The sequence below is a fragment of the Arcicella sp. BE140 genome (assembly GCF_031456255.1).
GTDB lineage: Bacteria > Bacteroidota > Bacteroidia > Cytophagales > Spirosomataceae > Arcicella > Arcicella aquatica.
In genome coordinates this window covers 100,350-117,421 of record NZ_JAVDUE010000015.1, presented here as the reverse complement: position 1 = coordinate 117,421, position 17,072 = coordinate 100,350, and the positions used below count along the sequence as shown (strand labels likewise).

Genomic DNA, 17,072 nt, shown 5'->3' with positions numbered 1-17,072 from the left:
CTGTGGAAAAATATATTAAGGTACAATAGGTTTCTTTTTTCATAAAACAAAAGCAGTCGAAACAAATGGTTCGACTGCCACAATATTTCTTGACAAATTTAAGCTAAACCTCTCTATCAATCAAAGTTTCAGTGAATGTTCGTAACACAGCCTTTCTTTCGTCATCTACCTTTAGTGAATCTAGGGCTTCAAAGGCTTTATCAAAATAAGCATTTATCTTAATTTTAGCCAATTGGTCTATTCCCAAACAATCATAAATAGCAGTAACGGCTTTTACTTTCTCCGTCGCATCAAATTCTTCTAAAGAAAGCCATTTATTTAATTCAATTTTTGTATCGCCTGTCGCTTTTTCTAAGGCTTCTATCAGCATAAAAGTCTTTTTATTAGAAATAATGTCACCGCCTACTTGCTTACCAAATTTTTCGGGGTCTCCGTAAACATCCAATAAATCATCTTTTAATTGGAACCCTAAGCCAATATTTAAACCAATATTATACAATAAATCACATGATTTATCACTTGCTCCGCCTATGATTCCGCCAAGCTCTAGGGCATATCCTAATAATACCGACGTTTTCAACTTGATCATTTCCAGATATTCTTCTTCACTAACGTCCTCACGTTTTTCAAAATTCATATCCAATTGCTGACCTTCACAAACTTCTGCGGCTGTACGATTAAATCTTTTTAATGCTTTTTTAAATCGAGTATCTTCTACAAACATTAATAATTCATACGCTTGTACTAGCATTACATCCCCAGAAAGAATAGCGGTATTATCATTCCATTTGGCATGAACAGTAGGTTTGCCCCGACGTAACGGCGCTTTATCCATGATGTCATCATGCATTAAAGTGAAATTATGGAATACTTCCACTGCAGTTGCAGGCTTTATTGCTTTTTGCCAATCGTCTGTGAATAAGGCTGTTGCCATTAATGTCATTAATGGACGCATTCTTTTACCACCCAATGACATTAAATATCGAATGGGTTCATATAATTCTTCGGGATGTTCGCCGTAAGTTTGCTGAGAAAATTCTTCGTTGAGAGCTTGTACGAATTGTGTAAGTTTCATTTAATAATTGATGGTTCTTCTTATTAAGAAGTAACGCACTTCATGTTAGAAATGTTATGAATTGCCAAAAATAGAAAGAAGAATTTAAACTCTCACTCGTTTCAGATTTATTTTGGCTAACTTTGCAAAACCTCTAATTGAGGTCTATATTATTTATGCTCAACCATCAGCTCAAACTCCGTAAACCTCTTGCCGTTTTCGATCTAGAAACGACAGGTGTAAATGTTGTAAAAGACCGTATCGTAGAAATCAGTATTGCCAAAGCCAATATTGATGGTACTGTTACAGTCAAAACCCGTCGTGTAAATCCTGAAATACCTATTCCTTTGGAGTCATCATTGGTGCATGGTATTTATGATGAAGACATTAAGAACGAACCCACCTTTAAACAAATAGCCAAATCGATGGCTCAGTTTTTAGAAGGGTGTGATTTAGCTGGGTTTAATTCAAATCGTTTTGATGTTCCGATTTTAGTAGAGGAATTTCTTAGAAATGAGATAGATTTTGATGTTAAAAATCGTAGGCTGATTGATGCCCAACGTATTTTCCATTTGATGGAACCTCGTACGCTATCGGCTGCCTATAAATTTTATTGTAAAAAAGAATTAATCGATGCACACTCGGCAGAGGCTGATACAATTGCTACGCTCGAAGTTTTGAATGCCCAAGTAAAACATTATGAAGGCGTGAAAATTAAAGATAGTAATGGTGTTGAGATTGAGCCCGTAAAAAATGACATGGATGCTTTGCACGAAATCACGGCCTCTAAACTCGTAGATTTTGCACAAAGAATGGCTTTCAATAAAGAAGGAATTGAAGTAATCAATTTCGGCAAGCATGCTGGCAAGCCAGTTGTGCAAGTATTGAAGGAAGAACCGTCATATTATGATTGGATGATGAAGGGTGATTTTCCGATGGATACCAAGAGAAAACTCACAGAAATAAAGCTTAGAGCTTTCAATAACAAGTAAAATAGCAAAAGACAAAGGTCTGGGCAGAATAAACCTACACTTTTGTCTTTTGTTTTTATGCTTTTATCAGTTTTTCCTTAATTTTGCTGATAAGTTTTCATAAGTACATTATAAGATTCAATAAACAAGTAGTGCTTTTTGATTTAGCAAAATAAGTTTCGTTTAATTAAGTTCTCAAGCAGAAACGCTATACTCATGCAACAAATACCTGATGTCATCCGTGAAATAGATTTGAACTATTATGTCTGGTTCAGTACAGCCTTATTTTGTATCGGAATTATTGGCGTATTAACACGCCGCAACGCAATCATCATCTTCATGTCGGTTGAATTAATGCTGAATGCCGTAAATTTATTACTGGTAGCATTTTCATCTTATAAAGCTGACCCCTCTGGACAAATCTTTGTATTTTTTATCATGGCAGTAGCCGCAGCCGAAGTAGCTGTTGGGCTTGCTATCATCGTGATGATTTATAGAAATATCCAGACAATTGATGTTGGTTTGTTGAATAAATTGAAATGGTAATTTTCCAATTTAAAACATTATCATCTCAAATTTAGAAAACTTTCAAATTAGAATTATGTCTCTAATTACACTCATTCCACTATTTCCCTTAATCGGCTTCCTTATCAATGGAATCGGATTCCGTCATGTACCTAAGTCTTTAGCTGGTATTATTAGCTCTGCGGCAGCATTTGCCTCATTTGCTTGTGCTTTAACCTTGTTTTTAGGCTTTAATGGTCAACCTCAGATTGTTCATTTGTTCGACTGGATTACAGTTGGCACCTTGAATATCTCGATGTCATTTCAGCTAGATCAACTTTCGTTGTTGATGCTTTTAATCATTACAGGGGTAGGAACGCTAATTCATATTTATTCGATTGCCTACATGAGTCATGACGAAGGCTTCGGAAAGTTTTTTGCTTTCTTAAATCTCTTCTTGTTCTTCATGCTTTTACTAGTATTAGGTTCAAACTATGTCGTAATGTTCATTGGTTGGGAAGGCGTAGGTTTATGTTCATATTTATTAATTGGTTTCTGGAATAAGAATAGTAATTACGGAAATGCCGCACGTAAAGCCTTTATTATGAACCGTATTGGTGATTTAGGCTTTCTATTGGGTATTTTCTTGATAATTACTCATTTTGGTACTGTTGAATATTCAGAAGTATTTAGAAGAGTAGTAGAAGATGGATATTCTTCTGGCGACAAAACGTTGTTTTATATCACGATTCTTTTGTTCGTTGGAGCAATGGGTAAATCGGCACAGATTCCATTATATACTTGGTTGCCAGATGCGATGGCTGGTCCGACACCCGTATCTGCTTTAATCCACGCAGCTACGATGGTAACAGCTGGTATTTACATGATTATTCGCTCGAATGTTATGTATTCACTAGCACCCGAAACCCTTGATATCGTAGCTTGGGTAGGGTTGGCCACTGCCTTGTTGGCGGCTTCTATTGGTCTTTTCCAAAATGATATTAAAAAGGTATTGGCTTACTCAACGGTTTCGCAACTAGGCTATATGTTTATGGGCTTGGGAGTAATGGCTTATTCTTCTTCATTCTTCCATGTAATGACTCACGCATTCTTCAAAGCACTTTTGTTCTTAGGAGCGGGTTCTGTGATTCACGCCATGTCTGACGAACAAGATATTCGTTCAATGGGTGGGCTTCGTAAAAAATTGCCTATCACCTTCATTACTTTCTTGATTGCTACCATTGCTATCTCTGGTATTCCTCCTTTTGCAGGGTTCTTCTCTAAAGACGAAATCTTAGCACACGTTTTCGAGCATAATAAATTAATGTGGGCTTTTGGTGTATTGGGTTCAATAATGACCTCATTCTATATGTTCCGTTTATTATTCCTTACATTTTTCGGAGAATTCAGAGGAACAGAAGAACAAAAGCATCATTTGCACGAATCGCCAATAGCAATGACTGCTCCATTGATGATTCTTGCAGTACTTTCAGCAATAGGCGGATTCTTTAACTTCCCTCATATTTTTGGTGGTCATGCTAGCTTAGCAGAATTTATGGCTCCATTGTTTGAGCAATCAGCGCTTGAACACGTTGCAGTTGATGAATCTCTTGAAATAAAATTAATGATTGTTTCAGTAATAGCGGCGTTGGTTTCTGCTGGTGTTGCCTACTTCATATACGTTGTGAAGAAAAATGTTCCATTAGCTGAAGGGCAAGAAAGTGGTTTACAAAAAGTAATTTACAATAAGTATTATATAGACGAATTGTACAATGCCATTTTTGTAAAACCAATCACAGTACTTTCTAATTTCTTTACTTCGGTTATTGAGTTCCTAGTAATTGATTTAATTGTAGAAAGTATAGGGAAATTAGTAAAGACACTTTCTAGCGAAATTCGTTTGCTTCAAAGTGGAACAACAGGTTATTATATTTTTGCAATGGTGTTATCTATTGCAGTCATATTAGTTTGGGGCTTGAAAAGTTTCCTTTTGGGATAGATTAAAGACAATTAAATACATTGAAAGATTTGCTCATTACAAATCCGATTGATAAAAAAATATGCTAACACTTTCTCTCATTCTTCTTCCCATTATTGCAGGGCTAATTACATTAGCCATCAAGGGAGAAACCGCTAAAACTGTTGCCCTTGTCTTTGCTTTTGCTGAGTTGGCTTTAGGGGTATATTTGTATAAGTCATTTGTACCAGATGTTACTTCACAATTTAGTGTTAGTTACGATTGGATTCATTCTGCAGGTATTAAGTTTTCTGTAGGCATAGATGGTATCAGTTTGATATTGGTAATTCTTACTACTTTAATGGTGCCATTTATCATCCTTTCTACTTTTGGGAATAATTATCCAAATGCTTCAAAACTATATGCATTGATATTGTTTATGCAGGCAGCATTAGTAGGCGTATTTACTGCTAAAGATGCGTTCCTTTTCTACTTCTTCTTTGAAGCCGCTTTGATTCCTATCTATTTTATTGCAGCAATTTGGGGCGGAGAGAATCGTATTAAAGTAACATTCAAGTTTTTTGTGTATACATTGTTTGGTTCTTTGTTTATGTTGTTGGCATTAGTGTACTTGTACTTACTAACACCAGGGACACATTCTTCAGATATTAATGTGATTTACCAATCTGCAAAAGGATTAGAAATATCAACACAGAGTTATTTATTTGGTGCATTTTTTATTGCTTTTGCTATTAAAATGCCACTTTTCCCATTCCATACTTGGCAACCAGATACTTATCAGGAAGCTCCTACGGCAGGAACAATGCTTTTGTCGGGCATTATGTTGAAAATGGGTGTTTATGGCTTAATTCGCTTTATCTTACCAATTGTTCCACTAGGTGTTGAAAAGTGGGGCTTTGTAGCCATCATCCTTTCGGTAATTGGTATCATTTATGGTTCGGTGATTGCTATTCAGCAAAAAGACATGAAACGATTGATTGCCTATTCATCATTTGCACACGTAGGATTGATGTCGGCAGGTATTTTCTCAGGAAACCTTGACGGTATTCAGGGAGCATTGATTCAGATGTTGGCACACGGTATTAATGTAGTTGGTTTATTCTTTGTGGTAGAAATTATTGAAAGAAGAACAAAATCACGTGAATTAGCACTTTTAGGAGGGATTACACAAACGACTCCAAACCTGACGGTTTACTTCATCATTTTAATGTTGGGTTCAGTTGCCTTACCACTTACAAATGGTTTTGTTGGTGAATTTTTGTTATTGAAAGGAGTATATGAGTACAATGCTTGGATAGGAGCAGTAGCAGGATTAACCATCATTTTAGGAGCAGTTTATATGTTAAGAATGGTTCAAAAATCAATGTTTGGTCATACTTCTACAATTACAGAAGGATTCGCTGATTTGACTTTTAATGAAAAAGCAGTCTTGTTACCGCTTTCATTCTTAGTAATTGCTTTGGGTATTGCACCGAATATTTTCTTAAAATTAACTGAACCAGCTGTTAGCCAATTATTATCAATCATCAAATAATTTGATTATTGGATTTATGAAATTGTTTTTGCCTTTTCAGAAATTCAACTATTCAAGTTTTCAAATTTGAAACATGAACGCAATTATAGCATTATCACTCTTCGGGATTTCTAATCTATTTTTAGGTTTTTTGAACAACCGTAAAATATTATTACCAGCTACGCTAGTTTTTGTCCTTATTGCTCTTGGATTAAATTTCGCAGACTGGAATCACGAATATTATTGGTTCAATAATATGTTGAAAACCAATAATCTATCAGTCAACTTTGTTTCTATCATTTTGTTGTCAACATTACTTGTAGTAGGTATCTCTCGTAGTTTTGGTGATGACGACGAACACTCGCATCCAGCCGAATACTATGCTATTTTGTTGTTTTCTACGGTGGGAGCTATCATGATGGTAACTTTCGAGAACCTGATTATGCTTTTTGTAGGCTTAGAAATCCTTTCTGTTTCAATGTATGTGTTGACAGGTTCTGATAAACGTAGTTTACGTTCAAACGAAGCAGCACTGAAATATTTCTTAATGGGTTCTTTTGCGACAGGTATTTTGTTGTTTGGTGTAGCATTAGTGTATGGTGCAACAGGCTCGTTCGATATTCATGGAATAGGTTTAGCAGTGGCTCAGGCAAAAGAACAAATGGGTGGTGCATACGGCCCATTATTGTATGCTGGTGTTATATTAATAATGGTTGGCTTACTCTTTAAAATTTCGGCAGCTCCTTTTCACTTCTGGACACCAGATGTGTATGAGGGTGCACCAAGTATCTTTACAGCATTTATGTCAACAGTAGTTAAAACAGCAGGTATTGCAGCTACTTATCGTATTTTATCAACATGCTTCCCTTCAGTATATGGTTTGTGGGGAAATCCATTAGTTTATATAGTTTGTGCTACCTTAATTATTGGTAATATTTCAGCTGTTTATCAACAAAGCTTCAAGAGAATGCTAGCTTACTCTAGTATCTCTCATGCTGGATATTTATTAATCACAGTACTAGCTAAAAGACCTGATACAAACTCTTCGCTTTTGTTTTATTCTCTCGCTTATGCCATTGCTACCATTACAGCTTTTGCAGTATTAATTGTAGTATCAGAAGCAAAATCTCAGGCAGGCAAAGCAGATGAAAGTTTTGATGCTTTGAACGGACTAGCCAAAAACAATCCATTATTAGCATTTTCTTTAACGGTATCAATGTTGTCTTTAGCAGGAATTCCTCTGACTGCGGGCTTCTTTGGTAAGTTTTTTATCTTTAGTGATGCGTTCTCTAACCCTTCAATATTGTTCAAAGGGATTCTTATTCTTGCCATTTTAATGTCAGCTGTAGGGGTTTATTATTACTTTAAACCAATCATTGCAGCGTACATGAAAACAGGTGAAACAGAGAAAATAGCACTCTCTCCGTTTTATAAATATATCTTAATTCTAACAACAGCGCTGACTATTGTATTGGGAATAGCTCCTGATTTAGTTAAAAATATCTTTTAATCTTGTCGAATTCAAAATTACTTAACAAAAAGGATCTAATCGTTTACTTTTTGGTTGCTGGAACAGGAGTTGTCATTCAGCTAGTTTGTAGTAGCCTCTTTCAGTCTTGGTTTTCAATAAGTTACGAAGCGAGCATTGCTCCCTCGTATTTTATTTCTTTGATTGCAGGTTTTATCCTCACTAAACTATTTGCCTTTAATGCGCGCAAGTCAAGTCAAACTCGCCGTGAAGTAGTGAAATACTTAATGGTGGCTACTTTTTCGGGAGGAGTAACTTGGTTTTTCGCTACTTTCTCTTACAGAATTTCAAATCATTATTTCGAAATATTTCATTATTTAATTCCTTTTTCAAAAAAGGTAATTAATGTAAATCAACTGGTTTGCCATTTAATTGGCAATGGGTTTAGTTTTATGTCAAACTATACATTACATAAAACTTTTACTTTTAAAGATACTGGCTTTTACGACAGGCTGAAGAAGCTAGTATTATAAAATATAAATATTTTAATATTTAATTTTATTTTTTACTGTTAAGGTACTAGCTTAATTTATAAAAAGATATTAAAATAAAAGAGTTTTTAAGGTTTTAATTGTATTTTTCATTGATTAAACACTGTAAAAACTAGATTTTTTGTCAATTATTAAGAAATACTTAAAATTTATTTACAAATCCTTGCATGGAATAAAAGTTGTACATAAATTTGTATCAAACAAACCCCAATCACAACGAAATGAAGAAATTTTTTGCATTCGCTTTAGTAGCTGGTATGATTTCATTAGCTGCTTGTTCAGAAAAGAAAGCTGAAACTACTACAACTGATTCAGTAACTGTAGATACTACAACTGCTGTTGATACTGCTGCTGTTGTTGATACTGCTGCTGCTGATACAACAACTAAGTAATTATCAGTTTCCTTTTGGAAAAAAAAAGCCTTAACCTAGTTAAGGCTTTTTTTATGACCTCGTGTATTTCATTCAGAAATCAACGAGGTTTTGTAGTATATTAGCATCATGAAAAAAGAATTAGAAGTTTTTCAAAAATATTTCCCAAGCACAACTATTAATTACTGTTTTGACTTGTGGAGAACATACCAATTTAACTTTAAAATTACTCGTACACGCCAATCTAAATTAGGTGATTATTCCTTTAGAAGAGATAAAGGACATCAAATTACGGTGAATGGCGATTTAAACCCCTATTCTTTTCTAGTTACTTACGTTCACGAAGTAGCTCACTTAGCTACTTTTAAACAATTTGGTAATAAGCCAAAACCCCACGGGAAAGAATGGAAGAAGTATTTTAAAGATTTATTTGTACCATTATTGAATGAACAAATTTTGCCTATAGAGATAGTTATTCCATTGAAAGAATATCTGCAAAATCCCTCTGCGACTACTCAGAGCTATTCGCCATTGATGAAAGAGTTGAGAAAATATGATCAATTATCAGATGATTGCTCAAAAATAATTTTAACGAATCTGGAAAAAGGCGAAATATTTGAATTAAATGGAAGGTATTTTGAAAAAGGAGATTTACGCAGAACACGGTTTTTGTGTACAGATAAAGCTAATGGCAAACGGTATGTGGTATCGGCCATAGCGATGGTAAAAAAAATATAATTTTTGAAATCAGCTTACGTTTAAATAAAGAAAAAAATGTAGTTTTGAAAAAATCACTTATAAATAGTATTCTATTTTTCCTTTTCTTTTTGCCTTTAAAAAACTATGCTCAAAATTCAGTATTGGCAAAAGGTAACTGGATAAAAATTGGGGTAAAAAATAACGGGGTTTACCGATTAGATGCTGAGTTCCTACAACGCAATGGCTTTGATTTAGCTAAAATCAATCCTCAAAATATTCAACTCTTTGGCAATGGTGGCGGAATGCTACCCCAAAGCAATTTACAGGATAGGGCTGTTGATTTGACTGAAAATAATATTTATATTGAAGGAGAAGCCGACGGAAAGTTTGATGCCCAAGATTTTATTCTTTTCTATGGACAAAGCCCGCATAAGACCTATTATGATGCTGCAACTGGCTCATTAAAACACCAATTCAATATTTATGCTGATACTACATTTTATTTTTTAACCCTTGCTGAAACCAAAGGATTAAGAATAAAAGACCAAGCCTCTGTAGTAGCTACGAACAATATCTCAACATTCGATGATTACGTTTTTCATGAAGTAGATCAAAAAAATATTTTGGCACAAGCCCCTTTTGCTGGTTCTGGCAGAGAATGGTTTGGAGAAGAATTTTCGGGAACGAATGAACAAATTTTTGCTTTTAATCTTCCCGGAATTATAGCTAATTCAATGGTAAACATAACTTGTTCGGCAGCAGTAGCAGCTTACGGGCAAACAGATTTTGTTGTAAGAGCCAACGAGCAGGATTTGGGCAGAATGGCCATGTCGGCAATAGGAAGTGACCGATACGATTATAAAGGATTCAGTGCCACAAAAAGCTTTACTATTAGTGGCAGTGCTTTTGCGAGTACAGATGCCTTTAGAATAGGCCTGACCTATGATAAAAAGACACTCACTTATGGCGTAGGATACTTAAATTATTTAGGTATTCAGACAAAAAGAGCGTTGAAGTTATATAATCAACAGACGATTTTTAGGGCTATTGAAAGTGTAAATTATCCAACCGTAAATTATGTAATCGAAAAGCCCACGGCTACCTTTAGGATTTGGGATATTACTAATCCACTACAAGTACAAAATCAGGTATATTCTTTACAAAATCAATCCGTAAACTTTGGTGTTACTAGCCAAATACTCAGAGAATTTATCATTTTTAGTAATACTGATTTTCTTGTTCCAGTATCGACTCAGAAGATTAATAATCAAAATTTGCATAATATTGATGTTCCTAATTTAGTAATAGTAAGCTCACCACTTTTGAAAACCCAAGCCTCACGTCTGGCAGATTTTAGAAGAGAGCATGATAAATTATCAGTATTGGTGGTATCCCCAGAAGAAATTTATAACGAATACTCTTCAGGGAAACAAGATATATCTGCCATCAGAGATTTTTTAAGGAGTCTTTATCAAAAAAAGCCTGATACCATAAAATATTTATTACTTTTTGGAGATGCTTCTTATGATTATAAGAAAAGGCTAAACGTAATTAATGATGAAACCAAGGCAATTTTAATACCTACTTATGAGAGCAGGGAATCTTTACACCCTATTTTCAGCTATTCTTCAGATGATTACTTTGGCTTTTTGCAAGATAATGAAGGTGAATGGACGGAGAACCAAGCAGGTAATCATACCCTTGAAATTGGGATAGGCAGATTGCCTGTAAAGAATGTAGAAGAAGCCAAGCAGATAGTAGATAAGTTGATAAACTATGGTACAAACAAAAATACAATTGGGCAATGGCGAAGCAAGCTAGCTTTTGTGGCTGACGATGATGATGGAAACATTCACCAGCAAGATGCAGAGGCTTTTGCTACTATGGTAAACATATTTTCGCCCGCTTATCAAACAGGAAAAATTTATTTAGATGCGTTCCCTTTGATTTCTTTACCCGAAGGACAGCGGTCGCCATTGGCCAATAATGCACTTAACCAAGCTTTTCAGCAAGGGTCGTTAATTGTGAATTATAATGGACATGGGGCTGAAACTGGCTGGACTGACGAACAGATATTGACATTAAAAGATATACAGTCGTGGACAAATTTTAATAATATGCCCTTGATGCTTACAGCAACGTGTCAATTTGGGAGGTTTGATGACCCTAATCAGATTTCAGGAGCCGAGTTATCAATTCTTAATCCAAATGGCGGGGCAATCGCCTTATTAACGACCACACGACCAGTTTATCAGAACACTAATTTTTTTATTAATCAAGCTTTTTACCAAGCTGTTTTTACACCTATCAATGGAGTAATGCCAAGATTAGGGGATGTAATGGTTTCTACAAAAAACAATAGCTTGCAGGGAGTACTGAATAGAAATTTTTCATTATTGGGTGACCCATCGATGAAATTAGCTTATCCAGAATATGAAGTGTCTTTTGTGAAAATAAATGGAAAAGAAATAGCCAAAGCAGATACTTTAAAAGCCCAAAGCAAAGTGACAATTGAAGGCGAAATAAGACAGCTAGGAACCCAGACAAAGATAAATACATTTAGCGGAAAAGCTGTTATTACAGTTTATGATAAAGAAAAAAGTATTTCGACCAAGGGTAATAAGGGCTTAAAGTTCAATTATCAAGATTTTACTAATATTTTATTTAAAGGAGAAGTAAGCGTTTTGAATGGAAGCTTTACCAGTACTTTTGTTGTTCCAAAAGATATTAATTACCAGCTAGGGGAAGGCAAAATTTTTATGTATGCCCAAACTACTGATGGACTACTCGATGCATCGGGTGCATTGAACCCTATGATAGGAGGAGCAGATAATCGTTTGGAACAAGACAATACGCCGCCAAGTGCAAAACTGTATTTGAATGATTTATCTTTTGTTGATGGAGGTTTGACTAACGAGAGTCCAATTTTTTTTGCTAATATTGCTGATGAAAATGGTATTAATATTGCCAGCGAAGGATTGGGACATGAACTATTACTAACCGTTGATGATACGCTTAAAATAATTGTCAATCAATACTTTATTGCTAATAAGGATGATTATAGAAGCGGACAAATAAAGTATCAAATCAAGAACTTAATTGCAGGGGAACATCAATTAAAATTAAAAGTTTGGGATACCAATAATAATTCAACAGAGTCGTCGTTACGATTCAGAGTCAATGCTGAAAGTCAGAATAGATTAAAAAATGTATTTTGTTTCCCAAATCCTACAAGTGAAAAAACTACTTTCAGTTTTGAACACAATCAAGAAGGAGATGATTTTAATGTAATTATAGAAATTTTTGATACTTTTGGGCATCTAATTAAACAAATAAAAGAAAATGCTTACCAAGTAAGCACACCATTTAATAAAATTTCATGGAATATTGTAGAAGATTCTGTTTCAAATGTAACTGGTAATTACTTTTATCGTATTTTTGTAAAGTCACTAACAACTGGGTATCAAGCAAATGGAAGTGGCAAGATTATCTCGTTAAAATAATTTTCAGCAAAGAATATTTGGATAAATTTTGTAAAAAAAGGTTTATTGAGTACTTTTGATATGCCTCGTTCCAAGAAACTTTAACCTTAAAGACAATGATTAAAAAAATTACCAGCGCTCTTAGAGTGACCCTGTTGTTTGGATTAACAGTGCCCGCTGTGAACGTCTTTGCTCAAACCACAAATCCGACTCAAACAACTTTTAGTAATGCACCGTCTCCAGCTATTCAATCTTTAATCATTACTCCTGATGCTCGCTCAGCAGCAATGGGAGATGCAGGTGTAGCTCTTTCACCAGGTGATGGCGACGCAAATAGTATTTTTTGGAATCCAGGAAAAATCCCTTTTTCTGGTAAAGATATGGCTGTTTCTGTATCATACACTCCATGGTTACGCCAGTTGGTTAATGATATGGGACTTTTGAATGCTAGTTTTTATAAGAAAATTCAAGCGAATCAAGCGCTAGGAATATCAATTCATTATTTTGATCAAGGTAAATTTCAAGCTACTGACGGTATTGGAAACTCTTTAGGAGATTTTTCTTCAAAAGAATATTCAATCTCAGCTTCTTATTCTCGTAAATTATCTGAAAAACTTGGGCTTGGTGTAAATGTAAAATACATCAATTCTCAGTTGTTCCCAATTACAGCTAATGCGATTGTTGTACAGAACGAATCTACAGTTGCTGCGGACATTGGTTTGTTCCATACATCAAAAAGAGATAAGCCTTGGAATTATAACTGGGGTGTAATGATTCAAAATATTTCAGGTCGTGTTTCTTATGGCTTATCAGAATCTAACTTTATTCCAACTAATTTGAAAGCAGGTTTTGCCGCTATCAACACGATTGATCAGCACAACAAGTTGACATTGACAATGGATATTAACAAATTGATGGTGCCTACTCCAAAAAAAGTTAATGGTGTTTTACAACAACCAGAAACAGCGATTGGCGGTATTTTAGGCTCATTTACTGATGCACCAGACGGATTCAGTGAAGAAATTAAGGAAATCAACCTTTCTTTAGGAGCAGAATATTTATACAATGACTTATTTGCACTAAGAGGAGGATATTATTATGAAGATGCTTATAAAGGTAATCGTAAGTATTTTACAGCTGGCTTTGGTGTAAAATTAGAAAAGAAATTTGGATTAGATTTTGCATACTTAATTCCAGTAACAAGTGGAAATGCATTGGCACAAACACTTAGACTAAGCTTACATGCTACGTTTAATTCAGCACCAAAAGTGGCAACGACAACAACGAAATAATTTTGTATAAAATATTATCACAAGTATAGAAAAAATGGCATCTCGAACGAGATGTCATTTTTTTTAGTTTAAAATATTAGCCTACACCTATGAACATTTATAAAGCCCAATTAAAAAATAGCATAATAAGAAATGATTGTAGATAGAGTAAAAAATCCAGATTATCAAACTATTCAGCAAGTAAATATCCCCAAAATTGAAAGCATTTTCTTATCCAATGGCATCCCGTTGCATTATATTAGTGTTGGGGAACAACCTGTAGTAAAGCTCGAAATTAGCTTTGATGCAGGTAATTGGTATGAAAAAGAAAATGGCGTATCATTTTTTACAGCCAAAATGCTTGGAGAAGGAACAGCGAAATATTCATCTTCACAGATAAGTGCTTTTTTTGATCAATTCGGAGCATTCATAGAATTTGGTCATGGACTTGATAGAGCAAATATTACCGTTTATGGGTTAGCAAAGTATTTGCCAGAGCTTTTACCAATGGTACAGGAAGTACTCAATAATGCTACTTTCCCTGAGGATGAATTATTGAAATTCAAAAAAATACAATTACAAACATTAGCAGTAAACGCTGAAAAAACTTCGTTTTTAGCCAATAAAATTTTTAGAAATACCATATTTGGAGATAACCATCCATACGGAAAATCTTTGGATGAAGAGGCTATCAATGCAATTAGTCGAGCTTCATTAGTGGAATTCTATCAAAACTTTTGGCTAAATAAAAAGCCACGAATATTTTTATCAGGAAAAATAACAGCAAACGAAGTAAAGCTAATAGAAGCCTTTTTTGGAGATATTAAAGTGCAGGAGGGTGATAAAAGACAATTGAGTAATGCACAACTACCTGAAAAGAAGCAAATATTGATAGAGAGAGAAGAAAGCATACAGTCGTCTATTAGAATAGGGAAACAGATGATGACTCGAAAGCATCCAGATTATTTTAAAATGCTGGTTTTAAATGAGGCCTTGGGTGGGTATTTTGGCTCAAGATTAATGAAGAACATTCGTGAAGAAAAAGGGCTTACCTATGGTATTTCTTCAAATATCGCTCCTTTTACACAGGCAGGTTATTTCGTGATTGGAACGGATGTTAAAAAGGAATACACACAACTTACAATAGATGAAATCTATAAAGAAATAACAATACTTCAGAAGGAGTTGATAGATGCCGATGAGCTAGAGGTTGTAAAAAACTATATGATTGGTTCATTTGCGGGGTCTTTGAATACACCCTTTGATATTTCAGACCGTTATAAGGTTATTTTTTCGGAGGACCTTCCTACTGATTTTTATGATTGTTATATCCAAAATATCCAAGCGGTTAATGCTGAGATGGTTATGGAAGTAGCAAATCAACATTTATCGATAAATTCTTTAGATGAAATAGTAGTGGGCGGAAAATAAATTGACTTTTTGATTTTGTTATTTAGGATTTTTTCGCTAAATTATAGCATTATAACAAAATAAATAAAGCTATGAAAAGAGTATCTAATCTTATTTATCACAAAGGAAATACTGTTACTGTCATTGATGCTTCTAAAACTGTTTATGAGGCACTTGAGATTATGGCCCAAAAAAATATAGGGGCACTGGTAGTATACAATCAAGATGAGTTTGTAGGAATACTCACTGAACGAGATTATGCTCAGAAAGTAATAGTCAAAGGAAAACATTCTAATGATACTTTGGTATCAGAAATCATGGAATCAGAATGTCCCTCTGTAAAATTTGAAGATTCTATTGAAAAGTGTATGGAGATAATGTCAGAAAGACATATTCGATATCTACCTGTCATTGCAGAGAAACACGTAGTAGGAATTGTTTCGATGGGGGACGTGGTGCGATATATTATTGAAGACCAAAAAGCAACGATTAGTCATTTACAAAACTTTATATCTGGCGGAGGAATGTGAAGGAGTCGGATTACTAGACGATACCAATCTAGTAATCCGAAAAAGCCTAAATATCAAATCCAGCTAAATCTTTAAATTCATTGATACGTGAAGTAAGTTCTTCATTGCTCAGGTCAACAATTCTTTCTGTACCAAATTTCTCTACACAGAATGATGCCATTGCCGAGCCATGTACAATGGCTCTTTTCATATTTTCAAAGCTGATGTCGTCAGTTTTAGCTAAATAGCCAATAAAGCCCCCAACAAAAGTATCTCCAGCACCAGTTGGGTCAAATACTTGTTCTAGTACCAACGCTGGACAGAAGAATAATTTATCACCTTGGAAAAGCAAAGCTCCGTGTTCTCCTTTTTTGATAATTAATGTTTTAGGACCCATTGCCATAATCGTTTTGGCAGCTGTTCTTAAAGAATAATCACCCGAAAGTTGACGTGCCTCCTCATCATTGATACAAAGTACATCAATCATGGTAAGTACTTTCTTCAAATCATCCATCGCAATATCCATCCAAAAATTCATTGTATCCATTACAATTAATTTCGGGCGTTTTGCCAAACGTTCGATGACTGTTATCTGTACTGCCGGAGTCAAATTACCCAACATTAGGTATTGGCAGTCTTGGTATTGTTCTGGAATAATAGGGTCGAAAGTGCCTAAAACATTTAATTCAGTAACTAAAGTATCACGAGAATTCATGTTGTTGTGGTAACGACCAGACCAAAAGAAAGTTTTTTCTCCTTTTTTTATTTGTAATCCAGTAGTGTCAATTTCTTTACTTTCAAGAAGTTGAATATATTCTTGTGGGAAATCTTCGCCTACAACCGCTACAAGGTTTACGGGAATTTTGAAGTAAGAGGCAGACAAAGAAATATATGTTCCTGCACCACCGATGATTTTGTCTGTTTTGCCGTAGGGTGTTTCGAGGGCATCAAATGCTACCGAACCAATTGCTAATAAACTCATTTAGAATATTTTAGAATATTGAAATAATCATGCAATTTACGACTTTTCAAGTGTTTATATATAGACGTTATTTATAAAGTTGGTATTTGAAGGATAAAAATCCGCAGAAATGCTTGTGTAAATTTCATATAAAACTATCAAAATATTGTATATTGATAAAAACCGTAAAAGGAAATCATCTCTTTTACAATTTTTAAAAAACCAAGACGTTCTCTGCAACAAGAATACGATTTTACAATTGGCTAAAGTGCAGGTATTTGCAGGAATTCAATATTTAATTTTTAAATTTGTAAGATAGTTAATTTAATA

General features: G+C 34.6%; 14 protein-coding genes. 12 read left to right on the top strand and 2 right to left on the bottom strand.

What is annotated here, in order from left to right; all coding sequences use genetic code 11:
- Nucleotides 1-103: 103 nt before the first annotated feature.
- On the bottom strand, nucleotides 104-1,075 hold the full coding sequence (locus J2Y60_RS18980; protein ID WP_309922544.1) for a polyprenyl synthetase family protein: 972 nt from the start codon (nucleotides 1,073-1,075) through the stop codon (nucleotides 104-106).
- Between the two features lie 155 nt (nucleotides 1,076-1,230).
- Between J2Y60_RS18980 and J2Y60_RS18975 the strand changes: the two genes are divergently transcribed.
- The 12 genes from J2Y60_RS18975 (at nucleotide 1,231) to J2Y60_RS18920 (ending at nucleotide 15,802) form a co-directional block, all read left to right on the top strand.
- Nucleotides 1,231-2,046 (top strand): exonuclease domain-containing protein, encoded by an 816-nt coding sequence (locus J2Y60_RS18975; RefSeq protein ID WP_309922541.1) that lies wholly within the window; start codon nucleotides 1,231-1,233, stop codon nucleotides 2,044-2,046.
- A 195-nt stretch (nucleotides 2,047-2,241) separates the two neighbouring features.
- Nucleotides 2,242-2,571 (top strand): NADH-quinone oxidoreductase subunit NuoK, encoded by a 330-nt coding sequence (gene nuoK, locus J2Y60_RS18970; protein ID WP_309922538.1) that lies wholly within the window; start codon nucleotides 2,242-2,244, stop codon nucleotides 2,569-2,571.
- 55 nt (nucleotides 2,572-2,626) lie between these two features.
- A complete protein-coding gene (gene nuoL / locus J2Y60_RS18965; RefSeq protein ID WP_309922534.1) occupies nucleotides 2,627-4,528 on the top strand; it encodes an NADH-quinone oxidoreductase subunit L in 1,902 nt (633 codons plus the stop codon).
- 61 nt (nucleotides 4,529-4,589) lie between these two features.
- Nucleotides 4,590-6,041, top strand: coding sequence for an NADH-quinone oxidoreductase subunit M (locus tag J2Y60_RS18960; RefSeq protein WP_309922531.1), 1,452 nt, complete (start codon nucleotides 4,590-4,592; stop codon nucleotides 6,039-6,041).
- Nucleotides 6,042-6,114: 73 nt separating this feature from the next.
- Nucleotides 6,115-7,530, top strand: coding sequence for an NADH-quinone oxidoreductase subunit N (locus J2Y60_RS18955; protein ID WP_309922528.1), 1,416 nt, complete (start codon nucleotides 6,115-6,117; stop codon nucleotides 7,528-7,530).
- Nucleotides 7,531-7,532: 2 nt separating this feature from the next.
- Entirely contained in the window at nucleotides 7,533-8,021 is a 489-nt protein-coding gene (locus J2Y60_RS18950; protein ID WP_309922525.1) for a GtrA family protein, read from the top strand.
- 239 nt (nucleotides 8,022-8,260) lie between these two features.
- Nucleotides 8,261-8,431, top strand: coding sequence for a hypothetical protein (locus tag J2Y60_RS18945; protein WP_309922522.1), 171 nt, complete (start codon nucleotides 8,261-8,263; stop codon nucleotides 8,429-8,431).
- Between the two features lie 108 nt (nucleotides 8,432-8,539).
- Nucleotides 8,540-9,148: a SprT-like domain-containing protein gene (locus tag J2Y60_RS18940; protein WP_309922519.1), complete on the top strand. Its 609-nt coding sequence runs from the start codon at nucleotides 8,540-8,542 to the stop codon at nucleotides 9,146-9,148.
- A gap of 44 nt (nucleotides 9,149-9,192) precedes the next feature.
- Nucleotides 9,193-12,612: a type IX secretion system sortase PorU gene (gene porU, locus J2Y60_RS18935; RefSeq protein WP_309922515.1), complete on the top strand. Its 3,420-nt coding sequence runs from the start codon at nucleotides 9,193-9,195 to the stop codon at nucleotides 12,610-12,612.
- A gap of 95 nt (nucleotides 12,613-12,707) precedes the next feature.
- Nucleotides 12,708-13,883, top strand: coding sequence for a type IX secretion system outer membrane channel protein PorV (porV, locus tag J2Y60_RS18930; RefSeq protein ID WP_309922512.1), 1,176 nt, complete (start codon nucleotides 12,708-12,710; stop codon nucleotides 13,881-13,883).
- Nucleotides 13,884-14,015: 132 nt separating this feature from the next.
- The gene (locus J2Y60_RS18925; RefSeq protein WP_309922507.1) at nucleotides 14,016-15,293 is read left to right on the top strand and encodes a pitrilysin family protein; all 1,278 of its coding nucleotides are present in this window, start codon (nucleotides 14,016-14,018) and stop codon (nucleotides 15,291-15,293) included.
- Nucleotides 15,294-15,364: 71 nt separating this feature from the next.
- Nucleotides 15,365-15,802 (top strand): CBS domain-containing protein, encoded by a 438-nt coding sequence (locus J2Y60_RS18920; protein ID WP_309922504.1) that lies wholly within the window; start codon nucleotides 15,365-15,367, stop codon nucleotides 15,800-15,802.
- A 46-nt stretch (nucleotides 15,803-15,848) separates the two neighbouring features.
- Here the strand turns inward: J2Y60_RS18920 and J2Y60_RS18915 are convergent, their stop codons facing one another.
- Entirely contained in the window at nucleotides 15,849-16,763 is a 915-nt protein-coding gene (locus tag J2Y60_RS18915) for a PfkB family carbohydrate kinase (protein WP_309922501.1), read from the bottom strand.
- Between the last annotated feature and the right edge of the window lie 309 nt (nucleotides 16,764-17,072).

Bases quoted from the DNA above. Each gene is read 5' to 3' on its own strand.
- J2Y60_RS18980 (WP_309922544.1), bottom strand. From the start codon at position 1,075: ATGAAACTTACACAATTCGTACAAGCTCTCAACGAAGAATTTTCTCAG.
- J2Y60_RS18975 (WP_309922541.1), top strand. From the start codon at position 1,231: ATGCTCAACCATCAGCTCAAACTCCGTAAACCTCTTGCCGTTTTCGAT.
- nuoK (WP_309922538.1), top strand. From the start codon at position 2,242: ATGCAACAAATACCTGATGTCATCCGTGAAATAGATTTGAACTATTAT.
- nuoL (WP_309922534.1), top strand. From the start codon at position 2,627: ATGTCTCTAATTACACTCATTCCACTATTTCCCTTAATCGGCTTCCTT.
- J2Y60_RS18960 (WP_309922531.1), top strand. From the start codon at position 4,590: ATGCTAACACTTTCTCTCATTCTTCTTCCCATTATTGCAGGGCTAATT.
- J2Y60_RS18955 (WP_309922528.1), top strand. From the start codon at position 6,115: ATGAACGCAATTATAGCATTATCACTCTTCGGGATTTCTAATCTATTT.
- J2Y60_RS18945 (WP_309922522.1), top strand. From the start codon at position 8,261: ATGAAGAAATTTTTTGCATTCGCTTTAGTAGCTGGTATGATTTCATTA.
- J2Y60_RS18940 (WP_309922519.1), top strand. From the start codon at position 8,540: ATGAAAAAAGAATTAGAAGTTTTTCAAAAATATTTCCCAAGCACAACT.
- porV (WP_309922512.1), top strand. From the start codon at position 12,708: ATGATTAAAAAAATTACCAGCGCTCTTAGAGTGACCCTGTTGTTTGGA.
- J2Y60_RS18925 (WP_309922507.1), top strand. From the start codon at position 14,016: ATGATTGTAGATAGAGTAAAAAATCCAGATTATCAAACTATTCAGCAA.
- J2Y60_RS18920 (WP_309922504.1), top strand. From the start codon at position 15,365: ATGAAAAGAGTATCTAATCTTATTTATCACAAAGGAAATACTGTTACT.
- J2Y60_RS18915 (WP_309922501.1), bottom strand. From the start codon at position 16,763: ATGAGTTTATTAGCAATTGGTTCGGTAGCATTTGATGCCCTCGAAACA.